Source organism: Nonomuraea thailandensis (genome assembly GCF_024172165.1).
GTDB classification, from domain to species: domain Bacteria; phylum Actinomycetota; class Actinomycetes; order Streptosporangiales; family Streptosporangiaceae; genus Nonomuraea; species Nonomuraea thailandensis.
In genome coordinates this window covers 379,219-406,146 of record NZ_JAMZEB010000002.1, presented here as the reverse complement: position 1 = coordinate 406,146, position 26,928 = coordinate 379,219, and the positions used below count along the sequence as shown (strand labels likewise).

The following is a 26,928-nucleotide window of genomic DNA, read 5'->3' as shown; positions in this document are numbered from 1 at the left end:
AAATGTGACCGGCGTCACATCGCCCCGGGGCTATCCCAGGAAGGCGATGTTCGGACATGCCGGGTACGGTGCTGGCAGGCAACCGGCACACGCGAGAGACTCAAGGGTCCGGGGGAAGAATGGCGACGCTGACGAAGGGACTCGCATGCAGGAGCTCCGACTCGTCGCGGTGAGTGAGGACGGCACCTACCTCGTGCTGGCTACTGCGGGGCGAGGTACGCGCTTCACGCTTCCCGTGGACGACCGGCTCCGTGCTGCCGTCCGCGGCAACTTCTCCCGTCTCGGCCAGTACGAGATCGAAGTGGAGAGTCCGTTGCGCCCCAAGGAGATCCAGGCCCGCATCCGTGCCGGAGAGACGGCGGAGGAGATCGCCGCGACCGCCGGGATCCCGGTCGAGCGTGTCCGCTGGTTCGAGGGGCCCGTGCTCCAGGAGCGGGAGTACGTCGCCCAGCAGGCGCAGCGCGTCGCCGTCCGCATGCCGGGCGAGTCCGCCCCCGGTCCCACCCTCGGCGAGCTCGTCGCTGAGCGGCTGACCAGGCGCGGCGTGCCCACCGACGAGATCGACTGGGACAGCGCCAAGCGCGACGACGGCCTGTGGCGGGTCAAGCTCGGCTACGTGTGGAACGGTCACACGCGCCACGCCGAATGGCTCTTCGACCCGCGCAAGCGGCACGTCACCCCGCACGACGACGAGGCCATGCGCCTGTCGGCCGCCGACTTCGACCCCGAGCCCGCCGTGGTGGAGGACACCACGGTGACGCCGTTCGCGCCGCGCGTGGCCAAGCTGCAGCCCGTGCCGCCGCTGGCCTCCGACCCGCTGCCGTTCCCCTCGGTGGTGCGCGGCGAGCCCGAGCCCTACTCCCCCTCGTCCGAGACGGCCTACCCGCCCTCCCGCGAAGCGCCCTTCGATCCGCCGGCCAGAGAAGAACCGCCGTCACGCGAGCCCTTCCGGCCCGAGCCGCCCGCCCGCGAAACCGGCTACGCCCGCCCCGGCGACACCTCGTCCCGCCGCGGCGGGTCTTCGCCATGGCTGCCCGACTTCGGGTCCGGCCGGGCGGAGCACGAGTCCATCTACGCCCCGGCCACCCCGCCGTCGTCCCGCCCGGACCCTCGGCCGGCAGCACAGCCGACGGCCGAGGAGCCCGCACCCCCGTCCAGGCCGGTCCCCGCACCTGCCGCCCAGACCGGGCCCACGGCTCAGCCGGTCGCCGAATCCACCGCGCGCGTCGAGCCGGTCGCCGCACCGGCCGCACAGGCCCAGACCGTGGCGGGACCGGTCGCCGACCCCGCCGCGCGCGCCGAACCCGCAGCCGAGCCGGTCGCCGCGTCCGCACCCCAGGCCGACCCCATGGCGGGCCGTGTCATCGAGGTTCCGACGCCCACGACTCCCGAGGCCCCGGCCAGGCAGGAAGCATCGCCCGCCGAAGCGGAAGCACCGCGCGCCGGGGCAGAGCCGCCGCACGCCGAGGCGGCGCCCGCCCCGAGCGCGGCGGCTTCCACCCAGGCGGCGCCCACCGCAGGCACTGCGGCTTCCACCGAGGTGGCCGCCACTGGCGCGGAGGTGGCCGGTGCGCCGGTCGCCGACCTCGGCACACCCGCCGTCCAGGGAGCGGTCGCCACCGAGCCTGCCCCTGCCGCACTGCCTTCCGCCCAGCCGGACGCGCCCACGGCCACCGTCAGTTCGCCCCCGTCCGCCACGCCGGCCACCGACGCGGAAGCGTCGTCCCGGCCGAGCGTCGCTCCCGAGGTCTCCACCCAGACGAGCACCGACACCGAAGCGGCCCCGGCAGCTCCCGCCGCGGCAGTCGCCGACGCGGCTCCAGCAGCCGCGAGCACCGACACCGCCGCGGCAGCCGCAGGCACCGGCACGGCCAAGGAGCCGACAGCCGTCGCGGAGCCCGACGTGGTCACTGCCACCACGGCAGAGCCCCAGGCGTCCGCCACCCCGAGCCGGCCCCAGGTGGCCACCGCCCCTTCGGGTCAGCCGCAAGTGGCGCAGACGCCCGCTGCACAGGCCGTTGCACCCGAGGCCGTTGCGCCCGAGGCCGTTGCGCCCGAATCCGTTACGCCCGAGGCCGAGTCGGTCTCGAGCCCGGCAGCGGCGGCAAGCCCCACGCAGGACGCGAGCCCCGCACCGGCCGCAGGGGCCGCACCGGCCGGCGGCTCCGAGCTTCCCGCCCGCCCTGAACCGGCTGCGAGCACGCAGGCACCCGCGAACACGGAACCGGCCGCGCGGACGGAAACCGTCGAGAAGGCAGAGGCCGTCGCGAGCGGTGACGCCGTCGCGAGCGGCGACGCAGCCACCGCCCAGACCGCCACTGCCCAAGCCGCCACGGTCGAGGGCGCCGCGGTCGAGTCCGGCACAGCCGAGACCGCCACGGTCGAGGCCGCCGCGACTCGGGCCACTGCGCCTGAGCCGGCGTCAACCGCGACCGAGGAGCCGAAGCCCGCGGCTGAGGAGCCCGCCGCCGAGGAGCCCACGGTCAAGGAGACCGCGGCACAGGAGACTCCGGCACAGGAGGCTGCGGCCCAAGAGGCTGCGGCCCAGGAGGCTGCGGCCCAAGAGGCTGCGGCCCAAGAGGCTGCGGCCCAAGAGGTTGCGGCTGAGGAGACGGCCGCGGTCGTCGCCGAGCAGCCGGTGGTGGCAGAGCCCGAGCCGGTCGTCCCCGAGAAGCCCGCCGTCCCGGAGCCCACGCCGGCCGCCGAGCAGCCGGCCGCGCCCGGGAAGAAGGCGGCGCAGCCGGAGCCCGTCCAGGAGAGCAAGCCTCCCGCGCCCCAGCCCAAGCCGAAGCCCGCTCCCGCGGTCCCGGCGGCGCGGGCCGGCAAGGACGAGAGCAAGGAGGAGCCGCCCGTGCCGGTGCCGTCTCCGCCGCCCGCCCCGGCCGCACGTCAGGCGCGCAAGAACTCGCGGGGGCGCCGGGCGTCCGTGCCGACCTGGGACGAGATCATGTTCGGCGCCCGTCGCCAGGACTGACCGCAGGAGACGACGACACCACCGAGCACGCCGTAACCCCCCGGGCACGCAGCGGCCGCGCGCCAGGAAACCCCTCCACGGCCGCCCACGAGCGACCGGCCCGGCCAGGGTCCACCGCGCTCCAGAACCACCGCGAACCGGCCCGCCGGGATGGCAGCGCCCCGCGAACGGCGCCGGCCGGGTCCGTCAAGACTCGCCGCGCTCCAGGAACGGCGCCAGCCACTCGGGCGTCACCTCCGCGGCGAACTCCACCCCCTGCGCCTCGGCGACGTCGATCGCCGAATAACCCCCCTTGCCGGCCCCGACCCCGGCGATCAGCGTGAGCACCCCGGCCCGCCGCTGGAACCAGGTCTGCCGCAGCCGCCACCCCACCACGGCCCGGCGTTCGACCACGGCCTGCGCCCGCCGCAGCGACCCCGACCGCACCGCCAGGCGCCCGCCGTCGTAGCCGTGCCCCAGCGACGCGTACCTGTCGAGCCCCAGCGGCACCCCGCCGCCGGCCAGGAGCAGCGCTAGCACCAGCAGGACCCACCAGAAGACGCCCCCGGTGGCCCAGAGGCCGGCGACGCTCACGGCGGCCAGCACCAGCCACGGGAAGACGGCCCGGAACAGGCGGCGCCTGCGGGCCACGGGCGGATGAGGGCGCAGGGCCGCGTCGTAGGGGCCGATCGCGTCGCCGGTCACCTGGAACGCGACCGTCCGCGGCACGTCGGGCAGGAGCTGCCCGCGCGTCTCCGAGTCACCGAGCCCCGTCACGATGGCCCACACGCGTACGACCCCGGCCCACCGTTCGGCCAGGCCGTCCACGATCTCGTAGCCGCGCACCCGCTTCGACTCCAGCGACACGCTGCGCCGGTTGATCAGTCCGCGCTCGGCCACCAGGTAGCCGTCGCGGCGCTTGAGCTCGAAGTTCCAGTTGAAGACCGCGTACATCAGCCCGCCCGCGAACGGCATCGCCAGCACGAGCAGCACCGCCACGCCGATCAGGAGGTAGGGGTGCCCCCAGAGCCACTCCCCCGCGCTCAGGGCGTCGTCCTGGCTGAGGCCCAGGTCGTCCCCCCACTGGAAGGCCAGCCCGACCGCGCCGCCGACGAAGGCGAAGGGGGTGAGCAGGTACGCGCCGGACAGCGGCCCGTACAGGAGCCACTTGCGCGGCACGCCGATGATGGTGCGTTCCTTGGGGCCCGCGGCGGCGTGGGGGACGTGCGCGTCCCCGGCGGGTTCGGCCGTGCGGCGCAGGAGGAGCGCCTTGAGGCGTTCGGCCTCGTCCAGGGAGACGCCGGCGAGCTTGGCCTCCTCCTCGTCGCCGCTCGCCCCCGTGTCGATCTTGAGGATGGTCAGGCCGAGCAGCCGGTGCATGGGCGGGGTGGAGACGTCGACGCCGCGGATGCGTTCCAGCGGGATGGTGCGGACGGAGCGGCTGATCAGCGAGCGCTTGGTCTCCAGGCGGTCGCCGACGATCTCGTACGTGAAAGTGGCCCACCTGACGGTCGCGAACACGATGGCGGCCAGGACGCCGACGGCCGCGTAGGCGTACGACCTGGCCGAGAAGCCGCCCACGAACAGGACTCCGACCAGAGGGAGGAGGAGTGAGGGCAGCATCCGCACGGGGTCGATGAGCAGCACCTTGGGGCTGAGCCGCTGCGGCGCCCGCCCCGCAGGCGGCGGCCAGGGAAACGGCCCCCCAGGCCCCGGGTACGGCCCGCCGGCGCCAGGATGCGGCCCGCCAGGCCCGGGATACGGCCCCCCGGGCCCGGGGTAGGGCCCCCCGGGCCCGGGGTAGGGCGGCCCGCCGGGCACCGGTGGTGGCGCTCCGTGCGCGGGAGACGGCCCTACGGGTCCGGGCACGGGGCCTCTGGGAGCCGCGGGCGGCTCGCCACCGGCCGGCGGAGGAGGCGTGGGCGAGGCCCAGCCGCCGTCCGGGCCTGGGGCGGGTTCGTCGGGACGGGGGTCGGTCATGTGGCGTCGTCCCTGAGCTCTTCCGCCCGGCGCGCGAGCTGCTCGGCCAGCTCGGCCGCCACCCGGTAGTCGAGACCCTTGATCGTCGAGGACCCCGCGTGGGAGGCCGTGCGGATCTCCAGCGTGGCCAGCCCGAGCAGCCGCTCGAACCACCCCTGCCCCTTGTCGACGGTCTGGATGCGGCTCACAGGCACGAACACCCACTCCCTGGTCAGGAACCCCGACCGGGCGTAGACGACGTCCCCAGAAAGCTCCCAGCGATGCACGAAGTACCGTACGAACGGCTCGGCCACCAGGAACGGCACCGTCACCGCCATGACCGCGACGGGCAGCAGCCACGCGTCCGCCGCCAGCCATCGCGGCACCCACGACCAGTCGCTGCCGTCGACCCATCGCGACACGAGCAGCGAGCCGCCCAGGAAGAACACGAACGCGACCAGCGACTCCAGCAGCCACATCCGGATGGCTTTGGGCGAGACGCGGTTCGCCGGATCACGCAGAGCGCCCATTGACGTCACAAGGCCAGCTTATGGCGCGAACCCGGCAGGCGATCTGTCAGCGGGCCGGGAAAGGGACGGGCAGGTGCGGATTTCCGCCCGGCGGGGCGGGCAAAGATCCGCGCGCCGTCCCGGCGTGTCTGCCGACCCCCGGCCCGGCCCCGGTGCCATGCTCGGTGGCGGCCCGGCCGCAGGCTGTCGAGCTTGGCCACGTCGGCGGCGCCACGTACGTGCCAGCCAGGTTCGGCCAGCGCGTCGTGACCGCACCACTGCGCGAGCGCCTCACGCGACGTGGCAGCCGCCGTCCGCATCCAGGGGCCCGTTCTTCTCCGGGAAGCCCCGATCTGGCGCGCCTGGTTTCTGCGCCGCCGCCTGCCCGAAACCCATGTCCGTTTCGTGGGGTGGTCGCCGGGTCCACCTCCGCCGCGCGCCATGACATACCAGCAGGCGGATGAGGCTGCCCCGGCGGGGGCTGATCCGCACGCCAGGAGCCCGCGCGCGGGCGTCGTTGTGGCCAAGCTCACTACGCGAATGCCCGCATTCTTGGGCTTTTCGGATCCTTTACCGACCACCGACCATCGAGAAACGGTCTGCGCACCGCCGAGAGCCGCGTAGCATCGTCCGGCATGGGGCTGTGTAACGCGGCATCGCGCATGCGACGCTTCGTCGTCAGTGTGACGGCGGCGGCTGTCGCGTTGTCCCTGTCGGGTTGCAGCAGCCTCAGCTTCATCGGCAGATCCCAGGCTCAGGACATCGCCGAGATGAACGTCACGAGTCCTGAGCTGCGCGAGGGCAAGCCGCTGCCCGGCGACTACTCCTGCCAGAGCGACCAGGGCAGCCCACCGCTGCGCTGGTCCAGCCAGCCGCTGCAGGACGCCAAGTCGATCGCCATCGTGGTCGACAGCCACACGTCCTCGAAGTCGGCGGTGCACTGGGTGCTCTACGACATCCCGGCGACCACGACCGAGCTGGGCCCCAACGCCGCCGCCGACCCTCCAGAGGGCACGGGGCAGGCGAGGGTCACCAGCGGCAGGGTGGGTTACGAGCCGCCCTGCGAGAAGGACGCCAGCTATCGCTTCACGGTGTACACGCTCAGCGGCAAGGTCGCTCTCGCGGCGGGCTCCCCGCTGCCCGCGATCCTGAAGAAGATCGCGGAGCAGACCATCGCCAGGGGTCGTCTCACGGCGGTGAACATCCAGTGAGAGGCCGAACACGGCAGGTAGTGCCGGTGTACCAATTATTCACGTAGGGTGTGACAACTCTCATAGTGGTCCGACACAATCAGATCCAATTGTTAGGCACTGGTGATCAAAGGGGGCAGATCGCGTCGATGGCCGCGCGATCTCATCGGTGCCAGAGGGAGGCCATGGCTTTGAGGGTGGTGCAATGATCGCGGTCGTAGTGAGCTTGGTCGCTGTCGTGCTCCTCGTGCTCGTCGTCGTGGCACTGGGCATGCGCTCGATGAACCGCAGGGAGAGCTCGCTTCCTCCGGAACGGCTGAAGGAGATGGCCGAGAAGGAGGAGCAGACACAGACTCGTTCGACGGACCAGTTCGCGGCGCACGAGCCGCGGATGGCCAATTTCAGCCCGGACTTCAGTCCCATCGACGAGGTCAAGCAGAAACCGGTGCGCACCGGTCAGCGTGGCAGGCGTGGCGTCGACGAGTGGGGCAACCCCACCAACGACGACGATGACGAGGAGTTCTGGGCCAACATCCGCAGCGATGCGGAGGAGGGCGAGTTCGGCGCCGGGGGCACGGTGGCCGCCAGGAAGGCCGCCTCCCGCCCGGTCGAGCGCGAGCGCCCCGCCGCCGAGGCCGAGCGTCCAGCCGAGCGACCCGCCAAACGTTCCGCGCGCGCCGCCAAGCCGCGGCCCGCCACCGCCTCCGCCGACGTCGACCCCAACGCGGCCACCGTCCAGGCCCCCCTGCCGCAGCGCCAGCCCGCCGCCGCGTCGGCCGCGGCCAACCTCGCCGACCTGGTCGAGCCGCAGAAGCGCACCCCCAGCCAGGCCGAGCTGGCCGACCAGCGCACCGTGACGTTCGCGGCGCCGACGGCCGACGTGCTGAGCATCCTCGGCGCGGGCGCCCAGCCGGTGCCCGCCCCCACGCGCCCCGAGCCGTCCCCCTCCCCCCGGCCCGCCCCCGTCTCCTCCAACTCGGTCTCCTCCAACAGCGTTTATCCGGCCGCCGTTAACGGCAGCGGCTCCTTCCCCGCGGTGAGCCCGACCTCCAGCGGCAACTTCCCGGCCGCTCCCGCCCCCATCCACGGCGCGCCGACGAGCGACCCGTTCCCCGCCTACGGCGGCGGCGCGGCCGACCCCGTCGAGACCACCTGGAGCCAGCAGCCCGCGGGCACCACGTCCGGCTCCTGGGCGGCCTCGGCCGACATCCTCGACGACCCGGCCCCCGCCCCCGCCCCCGCCCCCGCCACGCCCTACGCCGGTGCGAGCTCGTGGCCGGCGTTCGAGCAGCCCGCCGCCCGCTCGTCCTATCCCGCCTCGTACGAGGTGCGCTCCGGCTGGGCCGTGGCCGACGACTCCGACCCGCTCACCGGCCCCTCACCCGCCGCCGGCACGCCGACCGTGCCCGGGCGGGCGGTCTCCAACTACGACGTGCTGTCGGCTCCCACCCCGCCGGCTCCGCCGGTCTCCCCGTTCGCCGCAGGCGCCTACGAGACCGGCGACATCACGACCAGTCCCGCGGCCTGGCCCGCGCCGCCGTCGGCGGCCAACGGCGCGCACGGGGGCTGGCCGGCCCAGCCCCCGCAGCCTCAGGCCAACGGCCACGGCAACCACCGGCGAGGCCCGGAGCAGCAGGACCATCCGCACGACTACTACCGGTGATCTTCAGCACCCATTAATCCGTAAAACCAGCGCGACGCCCCCTTAAAGCGAGGACGTCGGAGCAATAGGGTTTGCTCCATGTTCCGCGACACGCAGAGTAGCTGGATGAGCACCCTCCGGCATGATGTGCCAGCCTCGCTCGTGGTCTTCCTCATCGCGGTGCCCCTCTCCCTGGGCATCGCGATGGCCTCCGGAGCGCCGCTGGCAGCCGGACTGATCGCCGCCGTGGTGGGCGGCATCGTGGCCGGTGCCCTGGGCGGCTCGGCCGTCCAGGTGAGCGGCCCCGCCGCCGGTCTGTCCCTGGTGGTCGTGGACCTCGTCCACACCTACGGCTGGCGGGCCACCTGCATGATCACCCTGCTGGCGGGGGCCGTACAACTCGTCCTGGGGGTCTTCAAGGCGGCCAGGGCGGCGCTGGCGGTCTCGCCGGCCGTGATCCACGGCATGCTGGCGGCCGTCGGCATCATCATCGCCCTCTCCCAGCTCCACGTGGTGCTGGGCGGCAGCTCGCAGAAGTCGGCCATCGCGAACGTGCTGGAGCTGCCCGGCCAGATCGCCGACCTCCACGGTCACAAGGTGGCCGTCGGCATCCTCACGATCACCGTCCTGGCGCTGTGGACGCGGCTCCCCAAACGCGTCAAGGTGGTCCCGGCGCCGCTGGCGGCGCTGGCCGCGGCGGCGGTCACCGCGTGGGCGTTCGGCTGGGACGTCACGCGGGTGGACCTGTCCAACAGCCTCACCGAGTGGGCCTTCCCGGTGCTGCCGCAGGGCGACTGGCACCTGGTGGTGTCCGCGGTGCTGCTCGTGGCGCTGCTGGCCGGCTGCGAGTCGCTGCTGTGCTCGGTGGCGGTCGACGGGATGCACGGCGGGCGCCGGGTGGACCTCGACCAGGAGCTGACCGGTCAGGGCGTGGCCAACATGGTCACCGGCGCGCTCGGCGGCCTGCCCGTCGCCGGGGTGATCGTGCGCAGCACCGCGAACGCGCAGGCGGGCGCCCGTACCCGCTGGTCGGCGATCCTGCACGGGGTGTGGGTGCTGGTGTTCGCGCTCGGGTTCGGCTGGACGATCACGCTGATCCCGCTGGAGGCGCTGGCCGCGCTGCTGGTTCTCATCGGCGTGCAGATGGTGAACCTGGGCCACATCAGGAAGGTCCACGGGCACGGCGAGGTGCCGGTGTACGTGGTGACGATGGCCGCCGTGATCCTGCTCGGCCTGGCCGAGGGCGTGCTGGCGGGGCTGGCGCTGGCCGCGCTGCTCGCGCTGCGCCGCCTGACCTGGGTGACCGTGCTCAAGCGGGAGGACCGCGACGGCCGGCTGCACGTGACGATCTCGGGGTCGCTGACGTTCCTGGGCGTGCCGCGGCTGACGCACGAGCTGCGTACGATCCCCGCCGCCACGATCGTGGACCTCGACCTGAACATCGACTTCATGGACAACGGCGCCTTCGAGGCCATCCATTCGTGGCGGCTGGACCACGAGCGGATGGGCGGCACCGTGGTCATCGACGAGCTGCACGACGAGTGGTACGCGCTGGCGGCCAGCGGGGCGCGCATGTTCCCCGCCAAGTCGCCGCCGAAGGCGCCGGACCGCTGGTGGCTGCCGTGGGCGCACCGGCGACGCGAGGCGGAGCCGATCACCATGCCGTCCGACGGCACCACGGAGTGCCTGCTCACGGCCGGGGCGCGCGAGTACCACCGGCACACGGCGCCGCTCGTGCGGCCCATCTTCACCGAGCTGGCCCGCAAGCAGCAGCCGTCGCACCTGTTCATCACGTGCGCCGACTCCCGCATCATGCCCAGCCTGATCACGGCGAGCGGGCCCGGCGACCTGTTCACCGTGCGCAACATCGGCAACCTGGTGCCGCGCAGGGGCACCGAGCCGCACGACGACTCGGTGGTGGCCGCGATCGAGTACGCCACGCAGGTGCTGGGCGTCCACACGATCACGGTGTGCGGGCACTCGGGCTGCGGCGCGATGGCCGGGGTGCTGAGCGGCGGGGTGCAGGCGGGCAGCCTGCCGGGGCTGCGCAGGTGGCTGCGGCACGGGGACCACAGCCTGGCCACGTTCATCGAGACCGAGGGCGACCGGCTGCACGCCGGGGCGCTGGACGTGCTGTGCCGGGTCAACGTGCAGCAGCAGCTGGAGAACCTGCGCACGTACCGGAAGGTCGACGAGCAGGTGCGGGCGGGCAAGCTGGAGCTGGTCGGGCTGTACTTCGACATCGGCTCGGCCAGGGTGCACATGGTGCCGCCGCTGCGTCCTACGCTCTCCGTGAAGACGTTCGATCGCCGGTTGGTGACGAGCGAGGATTGAGCCCATGAAGGTTCTGGTCATGGGTGGGTCGGGGTTCCTGGGGCGCGCCGCCGTGGAGGCGGCGCTGGCCCGGGGGCATGAGGTGACGACGTTCAACAGGGGGCGCAGCGGGGCCGACGTGCCCGGCGTGGAGGCCGTGCGGGGCGACCGTGAGGCGCCCGCTGACCTGTCGCGGCTGGTCGAGGGCCGCTCGTGGGACGTCGTGATCGACACCTGCGGTTACGTGCCGCGCGTGGTGGGCGAGTCGGTGCGGGCGCTGTCGGGCCGGGCGGCCACGTACGCGTTCGTGTCCAGCGTGTCGGCGGTCGACGGCTTCCCCGCCAAGCCGGCCACGGAGGAGGGCCAGGGCTGGGCGTGCGCGCCCGACGCGGGGCCTGACGACGGCGACTACGGCGTGCTCAAGGCGGGCTGCGAGCGGGCGGTCGAGCAGGGCTTCGACGGCAACGCGCTGATCGTGCGGCCCGGCCTGATCCTCGGGCCGCACGAGGACGTCGCCAGGCTGCCGTGGTGGCTGACCAGGATCTCCCGCGGCGGGAGGGTGCTGGCGCCCGGCGACCCGTCCGCCCCGCTGCAGCTCGTGGACGCGCGCGACGTGGCGGCCTTCACGCTCGACCAGGCCGAGCGCGGCGCCTCCGGCGGCTTCCTGGTGACGGGCCCCGCGGGTGAGACGACGTACGGCTCGTGGCTGGCCGCCTGCGTGTCGGCCACGGGCTCCGACGCGGAGCTCGTGTGGGTGGACGACACGTTCCTGGTCGAACGGGAGGCGGGGGCGTTCGTGGAGCTGCCGCTGTGGAGCCCGCCGTCGGAGACCAGGGACAACTTCTGGAGCGTCCCGACGGCCAAGGCCGAGGCGGCCGGGCTGCGTACCCGGCCGGTATCGGAGACGGTGCGCGACACGTGGGCGTGGCTGCGCGAGATCCCTGAGGACAGGCGCAGCTACGGCAAGCGCAACCGGCACGGCATGGACGCGGAGAAGGAGGCGGGCATCCTGGCGGCGTGGGATGCGCGTTCTGCGTAATCCTCCGCAGAACGGGCGGCGGGGGCGGGGTTAGGGTCACTGTGCCAGCGAGGTTCTCCACTTGCCCATGGCGCTCCTCGCGACGCCGGTCCTCACTCCCAGGGGCCGGAGGGGCGGAGGTGCCCGCCGGCGAGCCATGCCCTCTGGACGGGGCCGCCGATGATGGCTCGACGGCAGGACGGATCACCTCCGCCCCTCACCATGCCTGCGTGCGGTCGCGGAGGCCGTCGGGGTTGATCGCGCAGCTCGGCCGTCTCAGGACGGTCGTGTGCCGAGCGCGGCGGTCACTACGGCCGTCTTGGGAAGGACGAGACCGCGCGCCGCCGCCACCTCGGCGGTCTCTGGGCCGGGGCCGAGCGCCGCGGTCGCCTCGGCCGGCTCAGGAAGGGCGGGGCCGAGCCCCATGATCACTTCGGCGCGGTGAACGACGTCCTCCGCGCCGTTCGTCGTGTGCTCAGTGGTTGAAGCCCGCCGAGTGGTCGCCCGACGCGGTCACGGTCACCGTGCCGGCCGTCTCGGCCCGCGCCTCGGCGACCATGGCCCGGAGCCGGGCCGCCAGCTCCTCGTCCGCCGCCATCAGCCTGCGGATCTGCACCCGCAACGCCGCCTGCAGGTCGGGGTCGTCCGGAGCCTGCGCCAGCTCGATGACCGTCTCCGGGACGTCGTCCTCGTCCGGCCGCACGCCGAAGATCTGCTGGAGCATGCGCCGCCCCCACCCCACCGTGGCGTCGGCCGCCTCCTCCTGGGCCCGCGCCAGCACGGTGGCCCCGTACGCGCCCACGGCGGCCGTCACGTACGGTGACAGCTCACCGACCAACGTGGCCAGCTCAGCGCCCATCTCCCCGCCCCCCTCATGACACCCGGTCCTCGACCGAGCCTGGCCAAGAATCTAGCGTGCCCTTCGAGGCTCGGGCTTCGGCTCTCACGAACCCGTCACTTCATGGCTACGGCCTTCGTGCTCTCCAGCCCCGGCTAACACCGTGGAAACAGCAGGGCAGGAATGCTGCCTGCCATGTATTTCATGGCATCGCACGATATTTCCCCTTTTCTCCCCGCTGCGTGCGGGTAGGGCGGCGTGCTGCCCACGAAGCCTGGGCCGCGGCTTCCGCCCGAGCCCGAGGCCCGGCCACCCGCGACGCCCGAGGCGCGGCCACCCGCGACGCCCGAGGCCCGGCCACCCGCGAAGCCCGAGGCCCGGCTGCTTGTACCACCCGAGGCGCGGCCACCAACGACACCCGGGGCTCGGCCGTCCGCAAAGTCTGGGGCGTGGCTGCGCCGACGGGTAGCGCTGGCGGGCGCGCTCGTGCCGCTGGCCCTCCTCGCGTCGAGCGGTGTCCCTCATACCCTGCCCGCAGCCGCGACCCTTCCCCTCTCCCCCGTCGCCATCACGTCCGCGCCGGAGCCGGCCAAGCAGCCCGCACCCAAGCAGCCCGCGTCCAGGCGGCCCTCGTACAGAAAGGGCCTGACCCGATCGCTCGACCGTTACCTCGACGACCTGCCGGGCGACCTCGCCGTGTCGGTGCGCGAGCTCTCCTCCGGCCTCACCTACTCCTACAACCGCCGCCTCAGAACGGCCACGGCCAGCATCGTCAAGGTCAACATCGTGGTGGCGCTGCTGCTCCGCGCCCAGCGGGAGCATCGCAGGCTGACGGGATGGGAGAAGCGCGCGGCGGCACAGGCGATCAAGGTCAGCGACAACGACGCCGCGTCCCGGCTGTGGGCGGCGATCGGCGGCGCCTCGGGGCTGGCCGCGGCCAACAAGAAGCTCGGGCTGCGGGACACCCGTCCCGGGCCCGGCGGCGCATGGGGATCGACCACGACGAGCGCCGCCGATCAGGTACGGCTGCTGAACGCGCTGGTGTCGTCCAGCAGCCCGCTGTCGCCCCGCCACCGCCGCCACGTGCTGGAGCTGATGGGGCACGTGGCGCCGGAGCAGGCGTGGGGCGTCAGCGCGGCCGGCAGCGGCGCGCAGGTCAAGAACGGGTGGCTGCCTCGGGAACGCGACGCAGGGCGATGGACGGTCAACAGCATCGGGCGCGTACGGGAGCGGGGGCGTACGTACCTGATCGCCGTCATCTCGCGCCGGCACCGCTCGCTGGGGGCGGGGATCAAGGCGGTCGAGCACGTGAGCAAGCTGGTCGCCAAGGTCATCGGCAGGGCCGCGAAGAACTGATCGTGCGGCGAGGCATGCTGGAAAGAGCCGTTCTGAGGGGATTCGATGACGCGACAGGCCGATTTCCAGCATCCGCGCTTCGCCCAGGCGTACGCCCGGGTGGCCGAGCTCGTGGACCGGCGGGGCGCCTACGACCACCGCCGGCGGTTGCTGGCCGGGGCCGAGGGGCGGGTGATCGAGGTCGGCGCCGGCAACGGCCGCAACTTCGCCCACTACCCGCCGGCGGTCACGGAGGTCGTCGCCGTCGAGCCGGAGGACACGTTGCGCGACCTGGCCGGGGCGCAGGCCCGGTCGGCGCCGGTACCGGTGTCGGTGACGTCCGGGCACGCCGAGGAGCTGCCCGCCGGCGACGGCGCGTTCGATGTCGTGGTGGTGTCGCTGGTACTGTGCTCGGTGCCGTCGCAGGAGCGCGCCCTGGCGGAGGCCGCCCGCGTGCTCAGGCCCGGCGGCGAGCTGCGGTTCTACGAGCACGTACGGCCGGCCAACCCCGCGCTCGGCCTGCTGGCGGACATCGTGACACCGGTGTGGCGGCGGGCCGCGGGCGGCTGCCGGCCGAACCGGGACACGCTCGGGGCGATCCGCCGGGCCGGGTTCGAGGTGGTCGAGGCCGACACGTTCGGGTTCGCCCCGCAGCCGGGGGTGCCGCGCCTGACGCACGTCCTGGGGTACGCCCGGAAATGACGGTGCCCGCCGCCGGCGAGGCCGCTTTCACCAAGACACGCTGGCGCGAGCGTCAATAACCACGATCGCCCTGGTCAGGGGCCGTAAACTGATGTCGTACCGGTCAGTAGCAGCGCACGATACTCACACCCGCTCGCCCTCACATCCGTTGCGCGGGCCGAGCATGCTTCGCAGACACGTCATCACTCGGAAACGGCGTGCTCCCCAACGGAGGTAGGCGGGATGGACAGTCGCTGGCATGTGACGCTCGCCCTCGGCGTAGCGGCCATCGTGGCCTTGTTCGTGGCGATTTTGGTCCTCGTGGACACCAAGGCCGAGCTGATGGCCGCGGGCACAGCGGCCGGGGCCTCCTTCGTGGGGGTGGCCGGGCTGGCGCTCACGATCGTCGGCCTCAGCCACAGAAAGCCCTGACATCGATGATCAGACCTCGCTGGGGACTCCGCTCACAGGAAGTCCAGCACCAGGTGTACCGCGCCGAGGCCGAGCGCGATCGTCCCCAGCATCAGCCCCGCCACTGACATGCTGCGGTTGGACACCGTGGAGATCGTGGGCTTGCTTCGCAGTCCAGGCCATGCCAGTGCCAGCGCGACGATCCCGAGAGCCGGCATGGTCCAGCTCGATGGTGGTGCTCCCCATCTCTCTCCCAGCGGGGTGCCGGCGAGCACGGCGAGGATGGCGACGATGAGGGAGAGGGGACCTAATCGGTCGAACAAGCCCGTCATGACGAGCGAGTGTAGATCACTCGCCCGCCTTTTTCGCGGTGACCGTACTCTGCTTGAGGGGTGACGAGCCGGCCCGTAGGCCGGGTTCCTTTCTCGGTTCGGCATGAGCTGCTGGGATCTTCGTCATGGGGGTTGCGACCTGCACGTTTCGTTCTCGCAGCTTCTCAACGTTTCGTGCATGATCGTGATGTCATGCGCCCCGAATGTGCCCTGCGCATCATCATCGCCGTGATAGGACTCGAACCAGATTCTCCCGTGTCAGTCAGTTCACGCTGATCCGGATGCGAGGTCAGGCCGGGCAATCGAGTCCAGACCCGTTCACACTGATTCAGCGCGTGTGGCTCTCCACTTGACTCCCCCTTGGGCGTTCAGCCAATCACGCCCTTGCAAGTGTGCCGTGCGATCTGCGAGACGTCGGGAGGATGTCCCCGAGCGTTGGCCGCTGGTCGACAAGAAGGTGGGTACGCCGAACACCCCGGCTATTCTCTGAGGCTCGCGGTACGGCAACTCGACAGCTAATGTCGCATGGATCTCGCGAGATCCCTGACCTGCCGAAGCTGACTCTCGGTAAGACGTCGCACGTCCCAGATCAGCTCGGCCACGTCAGCAACATCTGGTTTCTGAACCGAGGCTGCGCCAGGCAGCGCAACGCCGGTCAACGCTGCCAGGTCGTCGGCGGGGACATCGAGCACAGCGGAGAAATCGGCCAGGAGCTCGGGAGTCAGCTGCGTACGGCCGTGGCCCACCCCACCGTAGGTGGCAGGAGACCAGTACCGCCCTGTGAGTACCAGGAACGTCTTGGCTGTGGCCGTCCAGCCGAGATTTCGGTTCCGGGCCATGCGCATGAGCAGGGCACCAGGACCCGCCAGGTACTGCTCGTGCACCGGTGGTTTGTGAAGGGGCTGGGCCCGCTCCTCCTGCGGCAGGGACGCTACGAACTGGCGTAACGCGGTCCTTTCCTCCGGCGGCAGAGTGACGGCGTCTCGGACCAAGTAGGGAACGTGCCATCCGGCCGTGGCATCCAGGGGAGCGAGGTCCTCGGGTATGTCTAGATCTGCGATGGCAAAGAGGTCTGCCGCGTGCAGACCGAGCACGAGTGCGAGCCGCCGTAGCGGAGACGGGCTCGGCGCCCCACCCTGAAACACTGCCGGCAGCTCGGCCTCGGGGACGGAAGGCAAGGCAACGAGGTCTAGGCGCCTGCGATCCGCTAATCGCTTCAACGCCACACCGAAGCCGTCTTCCCATGCCATCAGGCCAGCCTAGTGCGGTGATCACACCCATGTCAGAATCAGCTGTCGGCACGAGGATGGGATCGAACCCTTGACGCCTTCGATGCGAAGCACTCATGGTAGATCTCTGTGCTGACTGTTTCGCCTGATGGGACCACGTTGCGATGTGCATTGAGGTGCATGATCGAGCAGCCTTGGGCATTGCTGATGTCACTCGGTTTGTCACTCACGGGGATACCCGGGCAGTGAGTTCGTTGGCGACCACTCTAAGAATCCGCAGGTGACAACGATATTTGTCGGAGTCGACTGTCATCATGACGACATGACCCTGCAGCCCCTCGATATCTCGTGGCTTTGCGGCGAATACGCCGAAGAGTGCTACAGCTTCATCTATGTCCGTGCCACACCTGAACAGGTGGTTGCACGTCTCGGTGGTCGATGGGAGGACTTCACGTCGGGGCCCTTCCCCGACAACGCCGATTACTACTCAAGCGGACCCCTCGGCGTCACCTCCATCGGCGATTGGACGTTCGTTTTCGATCCCGACTGGCTCGGCACCGACGAAGACCTGATCACTAGACTCTCCGAGGGCACCTGCCTCGTTTCCCAAGCCGCACTCGGCATCAAGTGCTTGGACTACTTCTATTGGTGTGAGGACGGTGAGATCAGATTCGCTTGGGGAGGCGACGAGGGATACCTGACAGAGATTCCGGACGAACTCGTGGACACGATCACAGAGATCGACATGCTCTTTCCATCGTCTCTCCGGCTCTACGAGGGACCGGCCTTCCTGCTCGTAGAGCACCTGACCGGGATCAGAGCGACGGAGAACCTCCTGAAGAGCTCCCCGTTCAAGTGGGGCGTCGTCCCCAAACCAACCAAGTCGTAGCCCCCTTGGCCTGCCCGTCTGCCGTCGCCCCACCCGAAGAGGTAACGGGGCCGGCCGCGGGGCCGCCCCTGCCGCGCGCCCGGCGCCAGGACCGTGATGGAAGGAAGGCGGCCCGCGGCTGGTCTGCTAGGGCTTGCCCTGGGACGGCGGCAGGCGGGCAGGCTTCCACCGCAACCCGATCGACACGGAACGATCTTGGCCTGCCCGGAGCCGTAGACCCCCGCCGGGACGTCCCCATGCCCGTTCGTCGCGGCGACGATCCGACAGCAGGTCCAGCACTTCGACCTGGCTTCCGATGATGACCTGTGCCTAACCGGCCGGGGCACGTGACCTTCCACGATCTTCGCCGCACGTTCGCGAGTACCGCACTGGAGGAAGGCGTCCCCATCTCTGAGGTGTCCCGGTGGCTCGCCCACAAGTCCATCACCACCGCCGTGGATCTGTACGGCCGTCTGGTACCGGAGCGAGACGCACTCGACAAGGCGTTCAAGCCCGCGCTGAAAGTGCCCTGCGGGATCTTGAGGATGGCTGCGGTGCAGGTCAGAAGGATGATGGGGTGACGAGTCGGCCTGTAGGCCGGGTTCTGTCCTTCGTACGAAGGGGCGACCATCCATCTAGGACCGCCGTTGCCGGCGGTCTCGAGCGGTCTACCCGCGCGGCTCGGGCGGGCAGCCCTCGAACGTCGCGCGCGGAACGCCCCGAAGAGCGTCCCTTCTTGACCTTGCTCCGGGTGGGGTTTACCTAGCCGCCCACGTCACCGTGGGCGCTGGTGGTCTCTTACACCACCCTTTCACCCTTACCTCCCGGCCAGGCCGGGAGGCGGTCTGCTTTCTGTGGCACTGTCCCGCGGGTCACCCCGGGTCGGCGTTACCGACCACCCTGCCCTGTGGAGCCCGGACCTTCCTCGGCGGGCCTGATGAGGCCCGACGCGGTCGCCCGGCCGACTCGTCTGGTGGACTGTATCAAATCTCAAGCCGTTCCCAACTCAACGACAAGATCGATTCGCTGGAATGGCGGAGTCATCGCCTGAGGGGGGCGGTGGCAATGCGGCGGTCGTGCCGGGTGCGTCACTGGTGGCGCCCGGCACGGCTCCGCTCTCAGCGCAGGTGCGAGGTGTCGTTGAAGGTCTTCACGACGGCCGGCCCGTCGGCGTAGTACTCGATCAGCGACAGGCACGCCAGGTCGAGATGCATGCGGTAGAGGGACTGCAGCGGCGCCAGCAGGGCGTCTCTGAGCAGCAGCTTGATCGGCGTCACGTGCGAGACGGCCAGCACGGTCTTGCCTTCGTACCGCTCCACCAGCCGCTCTCTCGCCGCCTGCACGCGGCGGGCGGTCTGCGCGAAGCTCTCGCCGCCCGGCGGGGCCACGTCGGGGTCCGCCAGCCAGGCTGCCAGCTCGGCGGGCCAGCGGCGCTGGACCTCCGTGAACGTGTGGCCCTCCCAGGCGCCGAAATCCGCCTCCCTGAGCTCTTCGAGCACCTCGACCTCGACGCCCGCCTGCTCGGCGACCGCCTGCGCGGTCTGCCTGGCGCGCCTGAGCGGGGAGGTGACGACCACGTCCAGCCGGTACGGGTCGCGCGACAGCCGTGCGGCCGCAGCCGAGGCCTGGGCCAGGCCGTTCGCGGTGAGCTCGGCGTCTCCGCGACCGGAGAACCTGCGTTCGAGCGACAGCTCGGTCTCGCCGTGCCTGAGGAGGAGCAGGGAGGTGGCGACGCGGGTGGGCGGAGCCCAGCCCGTGCCCTTGGCCGTGCCCGTGGCCCTGGCCTGGGCGGTGGCCACGGAGGCCGTGGGGGCGGAGATGTCGCCCCCGTCGAGGAGGTCCGTCTGCCGGCCGGTCGTCGGCGCGGCACCGGTCGCGGCAGCCCGCGCGCCCGTGCCGGCAGGCCCTGACGCGTCGCCCGTGCCGCCCGTGCCGGCAGGCCCCGGCGCGCCGGCGCCGGTCGTGCCGCCCGCCTTCCACTTCAGGCCCTTGGCTGCGGCGTCCATGGCCTCGTTGGCGAGGCGGTCGGCGTGGGAGTTGCGTTCGCGGGGGATCCACGTCCACTCCGTCACCCGCAGCCGCCTCACCAGCGTGCCGGCCTCGGCCGCCAGCGGGCGCAGGCCCTCGTTCTTGATCTTCCAGCGGCCGGCCATCTGCTCGACGACCAGCTTCGAGTCCATCCTGACGGCCACGTGCGCCCCGTCGCCGCCCAGGTCGAGCACGGCCCGCAGGCCGGCGATCAGGCCGCGGTACTCGGCGACGTTGTTGGTCGTGACGCCGATGGCCTCGGCCGCCTCCGCCAGCACCTGGCCGTCGGAGGCGTCCATGACGACCGCGCCGTAGCCGGCCGGGCCCGGGTTGCCGCGCGAGCCGCCGTCGGCCTCGATGACGTACGAGGTCACAGGCCCGACTCTGCGGTGCGGACGAGGATGCGGCGGCACTCCTCGCACCGGAGCACCTCGTCGTGGGGGGCTGCCTTGATGCGGTTCATCTCGGCGATGGACAGGGCCACCTTGCAGCCCTGGCACCGGCCGCCGTGCAGCATGGCGGCGCCCACACCGTACTGCTCCCTGAGCTTCTCGTAGAGCTTGAGCAGGTCGGCGGGGATGTCGCCGACGACGCCCGCGCGCCGGCCCTGCACCTCGCCCGACTCCTTCTCGATCTCGCTCAGCGCGGCGTCGCGGCGGTCCTCCGCCGTGGAGAGCGTGGCGCGCTCCTCGTCACGCTTGGCCACCAGGTCGGTGACCTTGGTGTCGGCGGCCTCCCTGCGCTCCATGATCTCCAGCACGACCTCCTCCAGGTCGCCCTGCCGCCTGTGCAGCGAGGTGATCTCGGACTGCAGGCTCGCCAGGTCGCGCGGCGAGGTCACGGCCCCGGAGTCGAGGCGCTTCTGGTCTCGGTCGGCCCGGGTGCGCACGGCGTCGACGTCGCTCTCGGCCTTGGCCTGCTCGCGGGCGAGGTCGCCGGCCTCGGTCTCGGCCTCGATCACCTGGGTGGAGAGCCTGGCGAACGCCTTGGAGCGCTCGTCGATCTCGGCCAGCTCGGGCAGGGTGCGGCGGCGGTGCGCCAGCCGATCAATCACGGAGTCGAGCTCTGCCAGGTCGAGCAGTCGCTTCTGTGCCTCAGGGGCTGCTTTCATGATCAATATCCTCTTGTCCAAGCATCGGTGACCGTGGCGGAGACACGTGTTTCAACGGTAACGCCACTCTCGCGCAGGATGGACGCCGCACTGTCGAGCCAGGGCCACTCGGTCGCCCAGTGCGCGGCGTCGATCAGCGCGGGCCCGCCCGACTCCACGAACTCGCTGGCAGGATGGTGCCGCAGGTCCGCCGTGAGGAACACGTCGACGCCCGCGGCGGCGGCCGTACCGAGGAGCGAGTCGCCCGCGCCGCCGCTGACGGCCACGCGCAGGACCGGGCGCGACAGGTCGCCCGCCACGCGGATCCCCCACGACGTGCGCGGCAGCCCGTCGGCCGCCCGCCGCGCGAACTCGCCCAGCGTCGTCTTCTCCGGCAGCTCCCCGACGCGGCCGAGCCCGCGCCACGGGTCGTCGGGGAACGGCCGCAGCGGGACCAGGTCGCCGGCCAGCCCGACGGCCCTGGCCAGGGCGTCGGAAACGCCCGGGTTCGCGACGTCGGCGTTGGTGTGGGCGGTGTAGAGGGCGATGTCGTTCTTGATCAGGGTGTGGACGAGCCTGCCCTTGGGCGTGGTCGCGGCCACGGAGGTGGTGCCGCGCAGGTAGAGGGGGTGGTGGGTGACGATCAGGTCGGCGCCGCAGTCGAGCGCCTCCTCGGCCACGGCGGCGACCGGGTCGACTGCGAACAGCACCCGGCGCACCTGCTGGGCCGGGTCGCCGCTGACCAGCCCCACCGCGTCCCACGACTCGGCCCGGGCGGGCGGGTAGGCCGCCTCGAGCACCTCGATCACGTCAGTCAACGTCACAGCAGCCACCTGCGCAGACTACCGGCCCGCGGGACGCCTCGCGGCGGGCGCGGCGAGGGGTGTCTTCGGAACGGGGTTCGGCGTAATGTAAGTGAATCCTGACTTACGTGCGGAGGGCGGCATGGCACCAAGCGTCGCGATCGTCGGAGCGGGTTTCGGCGGGCTGTGCATGGCGATCCAGCTCGAACGGGCGGGGATTCGCTCGTACACGGTCTTCGAGAAGGCCGGGGATCTCGGCGGCACCTGGCGGGACAACAGCTATCCCGGGGCGGGGTGCGACATTCCCTCGCATCTGTACTCGTACTCCTTCGAGAAGTACGCGAGCTGGAGCCGCCGCTACCCGGAACAACCAGAGATTCTCGAATATCTCGAACATTGCGCCGACAAATACCACGTGAGGGAAAAGATCCGCTTCGGCACGGAAGTGCGGCGGGCCGTTTTCGACGGCACGCGATGGCAGGTCACCACGCCGGGCGGCACGGAGGCGTTCGACGTGCTCGTCATGGGGGTGGGGCAGCTCAACCGGCCCCGCCTGCCGGACATTCCCGGCATGGCGGATTTCGAGGGGGTGTCGTTCCATTCCGCCCGCTGGGACCACGAGCACGACATCTCCGGCCGGCGCGTCGCCGTGATCGGGAACGGGTCCTCCGCGGCCCAGCTCATCCCCCGCGTCGCGGAGCGCGCCGAGCACCTGTACGTCTTCCAGCGCACGCCCAACTGGGTGATCCCGAAGCCCGACGCCACGTTCGGCCCGCTCACCCGGCTGGCCTTCCACTACGTCCCCGGGCTGCAGCGGGCCTATCGGGAGTGGATCTATCGGTACGCCGAAGGCACCCTCTACCCGGCACTGTCCGAGGGGTGGAGCACGGGGCTGCTCAAGCAGCGGGCGCTGCGGCACCTGCGCGACCAGGTGCCCGACCCGGGGCTGCGGGCGAGGCTGACGCCCGACTACCCGCCCGGCTGCAAGCGGGTGGTCATCGACAGCAGCTTCTATCCGGCACTGACCAGGCCGAACGTGTCGCTGGTGACCGACAAGATCGTGCGGGTCACGGCCAAGGGGATCGAGACGACCGAGGGGCCGTACGAGGTGGACACGATCGTGTACGCCACCGGCTTCAAGAGCACCGAGTTCCTGGTCCCCATGGAGGTGGTGGGACGCGGGGGGCGGTCGCTGGAGGAGCGGTGGGACAAGGGGGCCGAGGCCTATCTGGGGATCTCGGTGCCCGGGTTCCCGAACATGTTCATGCTGTACGGGCCGAACACGAACCTGGGGCACAACTCGATCATCTTCATGATCGAATGCCAGGTGAACCATGTCATGTCCTGCCTGCCGTACCTGGCGGGGAGCGGCCCCATCGAGGTGCGGGCCGAGGTGATGGCGGCGTGGCGCAGGCGGCTCGACGCGGCGATGGCCGGGATGGTGTGGGGGGCGGGGTGCCAGAGCTGGTACAAGACCGCGTCCGGGCGCGTCACCAACAACTGGCCGGGGACCACGACGCTGTACCGCAGGCTCACGGCCCGGCCGCCGCAGCCCGCCTACCGGCCGACCGGCCCGGCCGGCTGAGGCGAACCGGCGTTCAGCCGGCCCGGCCCGCTGAGGCGAACCGGCGTTCAGCCGGCCCGGTGGGCGGGCAGTCCATCAAACCCAGGTCGTACAACTGATCAAAAAAATCGGACCTGGGACGCATTGGAGCAGGTCCCAGCCTCGCGATACCGTCCTGCCATGACGCTTCCCCTGCACCAGCGCGCTGTCGTGGCCGACACTCACAACGACCTGCTGATGGCGGTCTCCGCCAGGCCTCCGCACCAGTGGGCCTCGTTCTTCCGGGAGAGATGGCTGCCGCAGCTCCTCGACGGAGGCGTCAACCTGCAGGTGCTGCCCGTCTTCATCGACGACCAGTTTCTCCCGGAGGGCGCGCTGCGGCAGACCCTGCGCATGATCGAGTGCGCGCACGTGCTGGCGGAGGGCAACCCCGACCACGTACGCCTCTGCCTCGACGCCTCCGACATCGACCGGGCGCTCGACGACGGCAAGATCGCCCTGGTGCTCGCGATGGAGAGCATGCCCGGCCTCGACGCCAGCGTCGAGCTGATCCCGACCGTGCACCGCCTGGGCGTTCGGGTGGCCTCCATCGCCCACTTCGGCCGCACCCCGCTGGCCGACGGCAGCGGCGAGGACGCCACGGGCAGCGGCCTGACCTCAGCCGGCGTCGCGGCCCTGCAGGAGATGGAGCGCCTGGGCATCGTCTTCGACGTCTCCCATCTGGGCGCCTCGGGCGTCGCCCACGTGCTGGAGCTGGCCACCAGGCCGGTCATCGCCACCCACTCCTCCGCCCGCGCCCTGCGCGACCACCACCGCAACCTCACCGACGACCAGCTCAGGGCCGTCGCCGCCACCGGCGGCGTCATCTGCGTCAACTTCTTCGCCCCGTTCCTCGCCGAGCGCGAGGAGGACATGACGCTCGACCGCCTGCTCGACCACATCGAGCACATCGTGTCCGTCGCCGGCATCGACCACGTGGGTCTCGGCCCCGACTTCATCCGCGAGGTGATGGACGACCTGACGCCGCCCTGCTGCGAGGACCTGCACACCAGAGGGGTGGACCCGAAGCAGGCGATCCAGGGCCTGGAGGGGCCGCGCGGGCTGCCCATGGTCACGGAGGGGCTGCTCGCGCGCGGGCTGCCGGAGAAGGACGTGATGCAGATCATCGGCGGCAACGTCCACCGGCTCTTCGGCGAGCTCCTCTCGTGACAGCCCCGGCCCCTGCCACCCAGCCGCCGCCGAGCCCTGCCACCCTGCCGTCACAGGGCCCTGCCACCCTGCGGTCGCGGGGCCCTGGCGCCCGGCCGTCGCAGGTCTCGCACAGCAGGCCGAAGTCACTTCTCGGAGGACGACGATCATGAGCATGATCGACAACACCTCCCAGCAGGCCGCCGGCATGGTCGAAGACCTGGAGGAGCTGGTCCTGTGCGAGTCCTTCTCCAGTGACCTGGAGGCCGTGGCCCGCAGCGCGAAGGTGGTGGCCGCGATGGGCGCCCGCCACCTGGGCACCGGTCCGGAGTTCCTGGTGATCGACGGCGTCACGCACCTGCGCTGGTCGTTCGGCACGCCCAGGGTCCTGCTGCTCGGTCACCACGACACCGTCTGGCCGATCGGCACCCTCGCCACCCACCCGTGGTCCCTGGTGGACGGGGTGGCGCGGGGGCCGGGGGTCTTCGACATGAAGGCGGGGCTGGTGCAGACGTTCCACGCGCTGGCCGGGCTCGGCTCGCTCGACGGCGTCACCTTGCTGATCACCGGCGACGAGGAGGTCGGCTCGCTCACCTCCTCGCCCCTGATCCAGGAGACCGCCCGCGGGCTGGCCGCCACCTTCGTCATGGAGGCCGGCGCCGACGGCGGAGCGCTGAAGACCGCCCGCAAGGGCACCTCCAACTACACCGTCAACGTGCACGGCAAGGCGGCGCACGCCGGGCTCGAGCCGGAGAAGGGCGCCAACGCCGGCATCGAGCTCGCCCACCAGATCCTGTCGGTCGCCGCCATGGGCGCGGGGGCGACCACGGTCACGCCGACGGTGCTGTCGGGCGGCACGTCCTTCAACACGGTGCCGGCCGCCGCCTCGGTGGGCGTGGACGTGCGGGTGGCGGAGGTCGCGGAGCAGGCTCGGGTGGACGCGGCGATGCACGCGCTGCGCCCCGTGGTGCCGGGCACCCGCCTGGAAATCCTCGGCGGCCCCAACCGGCCGCCCCTGGAGGCCTCGATGTCCGCCGGCCTCTTCGCGCTGGCGCAGGAGCTGGCGGCGGGGCTGGGGCTGGGCACGCTGGCATCGGCCTCGGTGGGCGGCGCCTCCGACGGCAACTTCACGGCCGGGGTCGGCTGCCCCACCCTCGACGGGCTGGGCGCGGTGGGTGGCGGCGCCCACGCGGATCACGAACACGCCATCGTCGCCGAGATGCCGGGACGCACGGCCCTGCTACGGGCGCTCATCGAGGCGGTCCGGTAGGGGCGGGCGGGCGTCAGCGCGCGGGCGGTGTGAGGGTGCTGAAGGGCCGTCCATGCGCGGGCGGCGTGAAGTGCTGAAGGGGCGTCAACGCGCTGGGTTGGGCGTGGGCATGATGCGCGGCCAAGGTGGCGAGGGGCGATGTGATGTCAGGGGCGGTCCCAGATGCGGGCTGTGGCCCAGGCGTACTCCCAGGCCTGGATGTCCGGGGGTTGGATGCCGAAGGCTGTGAGGATGGCGCAGACCTGCTCGCGATGGTGATTGGCGTGGTTGAGAGCCTGGGCCAGGAAGATGCCGGCGCGGACCTCGCGTGTTTCCTGGTCCACGACGATCACTCGTTCCGCGTCGATCGGCTTGGCCAGGATGTCCTCCCAGACCTGCTCCGACGCCGAGGCCCGAGCGAGCAGTTCCTGCAGATCGACCTCGCCCTCGCTGTGCACCCAGGGGAGCTCGGCTCCGGCGAGGCGCTGGGCGTAGCTTCCGTCGCAGTCCACGATGTGGCGGAGAGTGGCGAGAATGCCGCCGAAGGTGCCGACTCCGGGCACCTCGAGTTGGTCCGGCGGAAGGTTCTGGGCCTGGCAGAACTCGATGAGTCGCCTGGTGGCCCAGTTGTTGTGGCGGATCGCGTCGAGCAGGATCTCGTTCATGGCCTTCCTTTCCTTCGTCCGGCACGTCGCCACGATCCTGTTCGGCCGCAGGTCGGAAGCGCAAAGCAATTAGGCGTGGTGGGGGGGCGGGCGAGGGGCGAGGGTGTTCGGTACGGGCCCTGGGCTCGGCTCGCCGGGAAGGTCGTCATCCGGTGCGGGCCAGTGCAGCTCGCAGTGAAGGGCGTACGTGGTGTGGGGAGGGCTGGGCTTGGCAGGAAGGTGGTCATCCGGTGCCAGGCGAACTCGGCTCACCGGGAAGGGGCATGCTCGGTGTGGGCGGCCCTCGGCTCACCGGGAAGGGGCATGCTCGGTGTGGGCGGCCCTCGGCTCACCGGGAAGGGGCATGCTCGGTGTGGGCGGCCCTCGGCTCACCGGGAAAGGGCATGCTCGGTGTGGGCGGCCCTCGGCTCACCGGGAAAGGGCATGCTCGGTGTGGGCGGCCCTCGGCTCACCGGGGAAGGGCATGCTCGGTGTGGGGCGGCCCTCGGCTCACGGAAAAGGGGCTTGTTCGGTGTGGGGTGGGTTGGGCTTGTGGGGAAGGGCGGCGTGCCACTGGTCGACTGCCTTGCGGCTGCGTAGCACGATGACGTTCGTGGGGGCGGTGACGTGCTCGGCCAGCAGGGCGCGGACGCGTGGGGCCATGGTCTTCCGGTAGCGGCAGATGTAGGTGATGAAGTCCCAGGTGATGCGGTCGTACACGCCGGTCTCGGCATGCTGGCCGCCCCGGTGTCGCCATCGGCGGGTGGCGATGCCCCGCAGGCAGGTCAGGGCGGGCAGGTCGAGGAAGATCACTGTGTCTGCGGCGGCGAGGCGGATGGGGAGGGTGGAGGCGTAGTTGCCGTCGGCGATCCATGACTCGCGGGCGACGAGCGACCGTTGCCGCCGGGCGAACTCCTCCTGCGGCAGCGGTGTCCAGGTGTCGTCGTAGTAGAGGGCGTCCAGGTGGGTGACGGGGATGCCGAGTGCCGCGCCGAGGCGGTTGGCCAGGACGGTCTTCCCGCTGCCACCGCAACCGAGCACCGCGATCCTGCGCGGGCTCCGGCCCGCCGGCCATGTCATGCCT

Annotated in this window: 24 protein-coding genes and 1 other RNA gene; 13 read left to right on the top strand and 12 right to left on the bottom strand. The window is 71.5% G+C overall.

The window, feature by feature from the left end; genetic code table 11:
• Positions 1 to 145: 145 nt before the first annotated feature.
• Positions 146 to 2,974 (top strand): septation protein SepH, encoded by a 2,829-nt coding sequence (sepH, locus tag HD597_RS05935; protein ID WP_253740708.1) that lies wholly within the window; start codon positions 146 to 148, stop codon positions 2,972 to 2,974.
• Between the two features lie 186 nt (positions 2,975 to 3,160).
• Here sepH and HD597_RS05930 read toward each other — a convergent pair whose 3' ends face one another.
• Positions 3,161 to 4,600, bottom strand: coding sequence for a PH domain-containing protein (locus HD597_RS05930; RefSeq protein WP_253759247.1), 1,440 nt, complete (start codon positions 4,598 to 4,600; stop codon positions 3,161 to 3,163).
• Positions 4,601 to 4,929: 329 nt separating this feature from the next.
• Complete coding sequence (locus HD597_RS05925) at positions 4,930 to 5,442, bottom strand: PH domain-containing protein (protein ID WP_253740706.1); 513 nt, start codon at positions 5,440 to 5,442, stop codon at positions 4,930 to 4,932.
• A 641-nt stretch (positions 5,443 to 6,083) separates the two neighbouring features.
• Between HD597_RS05925 and HD597_RS05920 the strand changes: the two genes are divergently transcribed.
• The 4 genes from HD597_RS05920 to HD597_RS05905 all read left to right on the top strand — a co-directional run bounded on the left by HD597_RS05920 (position 6,084) and on the right by HD597_RS05905 (position 11,605).
• Positions 6,084 to 6,632 (top strand): YbhB/YbcL family Raf kinase inhibitor-like protein, encoded by a 549-nt coding sequence (locus tag HD597_RS05920; RefSeq protein WP_253740705.1) that lies wholly within the window; start codon positions 6,084 to 6,086, stop codon positions 6,630 to 6,632.
• A 184-nt stretch (positions 6,633 to 6,816) separates the two neighbouring features.
• Complete coding sequence (locus HD597_RS05915; RefSeq protein WP_253740704.1) at positions 6,817 to 8,274, top strand: hypothetical protein; 1,458 nt, start codon at positions 6,817 to 6,819, stop codon at positions 8,272 to 8,274.
• A 105-nt stretch (positions 8,275 to 8,379) separates the two neighbouring features.
• A complete protein-coding gene (locus HD597_RS05910) occupies positions 8,380 to 10,587 on the top strand; it encodes a SulP family inorganic anion transporter (protein ID WP_253740703.1) in 2,208 nt (735 codons plus the stop codon).
• 4 nt (positions 10,588 to 10,591) lie between these two features.
• On the top strand, positions 10,592 to 11,605 hold the full coding sequence (locus HD597_RS05905; RefSeq protein ID WP_253740701.1) for an NAD-dependent epimerase/dehydratase family protein: 1,014 nt from the start codon (positions 10,592 to 10,594) through the stop codon (positions 11,603 to 11,605).
• A gap of 255 nt (positions 11,606 to 11,860) precedes the next feature.
• On the opposite strand, the gene HD597_RS05900 is transcribed toward HD597_RS05905, so the two are convergent.
• Together HD597_RS05900 and HD597_RS05895 are read right to left on the bottom strand one after the other, a co-directional pair.
• Positions 11,861 to 12,016 (bottom strand): hypothetical protein, encoded by a 156-nt coding sequence (locus HD597_RS05900; protein WP_253740700.1) that lies wholly within the window; start codon positions 12,014 to 12,016, stop codon positions 11,861 to 11,863.
• Between the two features lie 43 nt (positions 12,017 to 12,059).
• Positions 12,060 to 12,443, bottom strand: coding sequence for a hypothetical protein (locus HD597_RS05895; protein WP_253740699.1), 384 nt, complete (start codon positions 12,441 to 12,443; stop codon positions 12,060 to 12,062).
• Positions 12,444 to 12,908: 465 nt separating this feature from the next.
• Here HD597_RS05895 and HD597_RS05890 point away from each other — a divergent pair, with 465 nt between their 5' ends.
• The 3 genes from HD597_RS05890 (at position 12,909) to HD597_RS05880 (ending at position 14,870) form a co-directional block, all read left to right on the top strand.
• A complete protein-coding gene (locus HD597_RS05890) occupies positions 12,909 to 13,778 on the top strand; it encodes a serine hydrolase (protein ID WP_253759245.1) in 870 nt (289 codons plus the stop codon).
• A 45-nt stretch (positions 13,779 to 13,823) separates the two neighbouring features.
• A complete protein-coding gene (locus HD597_RS05885; protein WP_253740698.1) occupies positions 13,824 to 14,459 on the top strand; it encodes a class I SAM-dependent methyltransferase in 636 nt (211 codons plus the stop codon).
• Positions 14,460 to 14,681: 222 nt separating this feature from the next.
• Entirely contained in the window at positions 14,682 to 14,870 is a 189-nt protein-coding gene (locus HD597_RS05880; RefSeq protein ID WP_225267930.1) for a hypothetical protein, read from the top strand.
• A gap of 32 nt (positions 14,871 to 14,902) precedes the next feature.
• On the opposite strand, the gene HD597_RS05875 is transcribed toward HD597_RS05880, so the two are convergent.
• Complete coding sequence (locus HD597_RS05875; protein WP_253740696.1) at positions 14,903 to 15,181, bottom strand: hypothetical protein; 279 nt, start codon at positions 15,179 to 15,181, stop codon at positions 14,903 to 14,905.
• Positions 15,182 to 15,696: 515 nt separating this feature from the next.
• Positions 15,697 to 16,431 carry a hypothetical protein gene (locus HD597_RS05870; RefSeq protein WP_253740695.1) on the bottom strand — a complete coding sequence of 245 codons (735 nt, stop codon included), beginning with the start codon at positions 16,429 to 16,431 and terminating at the stop codon, positions 15,697 to 15,699.
• Between the two features lie 301 nt (positions 16,432 to 16,732).
• On the opposite strand from HD597_RS05870, the gene HD597_RS05865 reads away from it, so the two are divergent.
• Entirely contained in the window at positions 16,733 to 17,299 is a 567-nt protein-coding gene (locus HD597_RS05865) for a DUF6461 domain-containing protein (RefSeq protein ID WP_253740694.1), read from the top strand.
• 326 nt (positions 17,300 to 17,625) lie between these two features.
• Positions 17,626 to 17,859: a tyrosine-type recombinase/integrase gene (locus tag HD597_RS05860; protein WP_253740693.1), complete on the top strand. Its 234-nt coding sequence runs from the start codon at positions 17,626 to 17,628 to the stop codon at positions 17,857 to 17,859.
• On the opposite strand, the gene rnpB is transcribed toward HD597_RS05860, so the two are convergent.
• The 4 genes from rnpB to HD597_RS05840 all read right to left on the bottom strand — a co-directional run bounded on the left by rnpB (position 17,856) and on the right by HD597_RS05840 (position 21,220).
• An RNA gene (gene rnpB, locus HD597_RS05855) (RNase P RNA component class A) lies at positions 17,856 to 18,247 on the bottom strand. The genes HD597_RS05860 and rnpB overlap by 4 nt on opposite strands.
• Before the next feature lie 149 nt (positions 18,248 to 18,396).
• Positions 18,397 to 19,680, bottom strand: coding sequence for a bifunctional RNase H/acid phosphatase (locus HD597_RS05850; protein WP_253740692.1), 1,284 nt, complete (start codon positions 19,678 to 19,680; stop codon positions 18,397 to 18,399).
• The gene (locus HD597_RS05845; protein WP_253740690.1) at positions 19,677 to 20,417 is read right to left on the bottom strand and encodes a zinc ribbon domain-containing protein; all 741 of its coding nucleotides are present in this window, start codon (positions 20,415 to 20,417) and stop codon (positions 19,677 to 19,679) included. The genes HD597_RS05850 and HD597_RS05845 overlap by 4 nt, the downstream gene beginning before the upstream one ends.
• Before the next feature lie 2 nt (positions 20,418 to 20,419).
• Positions 20,420 to 21,220, bottom strand: coding sequence for a Nif3-like dinuclear metal center hexameric protein (locus HD597_RS05840; RefSeq protein WP_253740688.1), 801 nt, complete (start codon positions 21,218 to 21,220; stop codon positions 20,420 to 20,422).
• A gap of 121 nt (positions 21,221 to 21,341) precedes the next feature.
• Between HD597_RS05840 and HD597_RS05835 the strand changes: the two genes are divergently transcribed.
• The 3 genes from HD597_RS05835 to HD597_RS05825 all read left to right on the top strand — a co-directional run bounded on the left by HD597_RS05835 (position 21,342) and on the right by HD597_RS05825 (position 25,221).
• On the top strand, positions 21,342 to 22,784 hold the full coding sequence (locus tag HD597_RS05835; protein ID WP_253740686.1) for a flavin-containing monooxygenase: 1,443 nt from the start codon (positions 21,342 to 21,344) through the stop codon (positions 22,782 to 22,784).
• A 159-nt stretch (positions 22,785 to 22,943) separates the two neighbouring features.
• Positions 22,944 to 23,972 carry a dipeptidase gene (locus HD597_RS05830; RefSeq protein ID WP_253740685.1) on the top strand — a complete coding sequence of 343 codons (1,029 nt, stop codon included), beginning with the start codon at positions 22,944 to 22,946 and terminating at the stop codon, positions 23,970 to 23,972.
• Between the two features lie 148 nt (positions 23,973 to 24,120).
• Positions 24,121 to 25,221: a M20 family metallopeptidase gene (locus HD597_RS05825; protein ID WP_253740684.1), complete on the top strand. Its 1,101-nt coding sequence runs from the start codon at positions 24,121 to 24,123 to the stop codon at positions 25,219 to 25,221.
• 146 nt (positions 25,222 to 25,367) lie between these two features.
• Here HD597_RS05825 and HD597_RS05820 read toward each other — a convergent pair whose 3' ends face one another.
• Complete coding sequence (locus HD597_RS05820) at positions 25,368 to 25,865, bottom strand: DinB family protein (protein ID WP_253740682.1); 498 nt, start codon at positions 25,863 to 25,865, stop codon at positions 25,368 to 25,370.
• A gap of 489 nt (positions 25,866 to 26,354) precedes the next feature.
• On the bottom strand, positions 26,355 to 26,924 hold the full coding sequence (locus HD597_RS05815; RefSeq protein WP_253740681.1) for a P-loop NTPase family protein: 570 nt from the start codon (positions 26,922 to 26,924) through the stop codon (positions 26,355 to 26,357).
• Positions 26,925 to 26,928 lie beyond the last annotated feature (4 nt).

Excerpts from the sequence above, each read along its gene's own strand:
- HD597_RS05830 (WP_253740685.1), top strand. The coding sequence starts at position 22,944 with ATGACGCTTCCCCTGCACCAGCGCGCTGTCGTGGCCGACACTCACAAC.
- HD597_RS05865 (WP_253740694.1), top strand. The coding sequence starts at position 16,733 with ATGACCCTGCAGCCCCTCGATATCTCGTGGCTTTGCGGCGAATACGCC.
- HD597_RS05825 (WP_253740684.1), top strand. The coding sequence starts at position 24,121 with ATGAGCATGATCGACAACACCTCCCAGCAGGCCGCCGGCATGGTCGAA.
- HD597_RS05820 (WP_253740682.1), bottom strand. The coding sequence starts at position 25,865 with ATGAACGAGATCCTGCTCGACGCGATCCGCCACAACAACTGGGCCACC.
- HD597_RS05895 (WP_253740699.1), bottom strand. The coding sequence starts at position 12,443 with ATGGGCGCTGAGCTGGCCACGTTGGTCGGTGAGCTGTCACCGTACGTG.
- HD597_RS05920 (WP_253740705.1), top strand. The coding sequence starts at position 6,084 with ATGCGACGCTTCGTCGTCAGTGTGACGGCGGCGGCTGTCGCGTTGTCC.
- HD597_RS05870 (WP_253740695.1), bottom strand. The coding sequence starts at position 16,431 with ATGGCATGGGAAGACGGCTTCGGTGTGGCGTTGAAGCGATTAGCGGAT.
- HD597_RS05845 (WP_253740690.1), bottom strand. The coding sequence starts at position 20,417 with ATGAAAGCAGCCCCTGAGGCACAGAAGCGACTGCTCGACCTGGCAGAG.
- sepH (WP_253740708.1), top strand. The coding sequence starts at position 146 with ATGCAGGAGCTCCGACTCGTCGCGGTGAGTGAGGACGGCACCTACCTC.
- HD597_RS05880 (WP_225267930.1), top strand. The coding sequence starts at position 14,682 with ATGGACAGTCGCTGGCATGTGACGCTCGCCCTCGGCGTAGCGGCCATC.
- HD597_RS05910 (WP_253740703.1), top strand. The coding sequence starts at position 8,380 with ATGAGCACCCTCCGGCATGATGTGCCAGCCTCGCTCGTGGTCTTCCTC.
- HD597_RS05905 (WP_253740701.1), top strand. The coding sequence starts at position 10,592 with ATGAAGGTTCTGGTCATGGGTGGGTCGGGGTTCCTGGGGCGCGCCGCC.
- HD597_RS05835 (WP_253740686.1), top strand. The coding sequence starts at position 21,342 with ATGGCACCAAGCGTCGCGATCGTCGGAGCGGGTTTCGGCGGGCTGTGC.
- HD597_RS05875 (WP_253740696.1), bottom strand. The coding sequence starts at position 15,181 with ATGACGGGCTTGTTCGACCGATTAGGTCCCCTCTCCCTCATCGTCGCC.
- HD597_RS05885 (WP_253740698.1), top strand. The coding sequence starts at position 13,824 with ATGACGCGACAGGCCGATTTCCAGCATCCGCGCTTCGCCCAGGCGTAC.
- HD597_RS05815 (WP_253740681.1), bottom strand. The coding sequence starts at position 26,924 with ATGACATGGCCGGCGGGCCGGAGCCCGCGCAGGATCGCGGTGCTCGGT.
- HD597_RS05925 (WP_253740706.1), bottom strand. The coding sequence starts at position 5,442 with ATGGGCGCTCTGCGTGATCCGGCGAACCGCGTCTCGCCCAAAGCCATC.
- HD597_RS05915 (WP_253740704.1), top strand. The coding sequence starts at position 6,817 with ATGATCGCGGTCGTAGTGAGCTTGGTCGCTGTCGTGCTCCTCGTGCTC.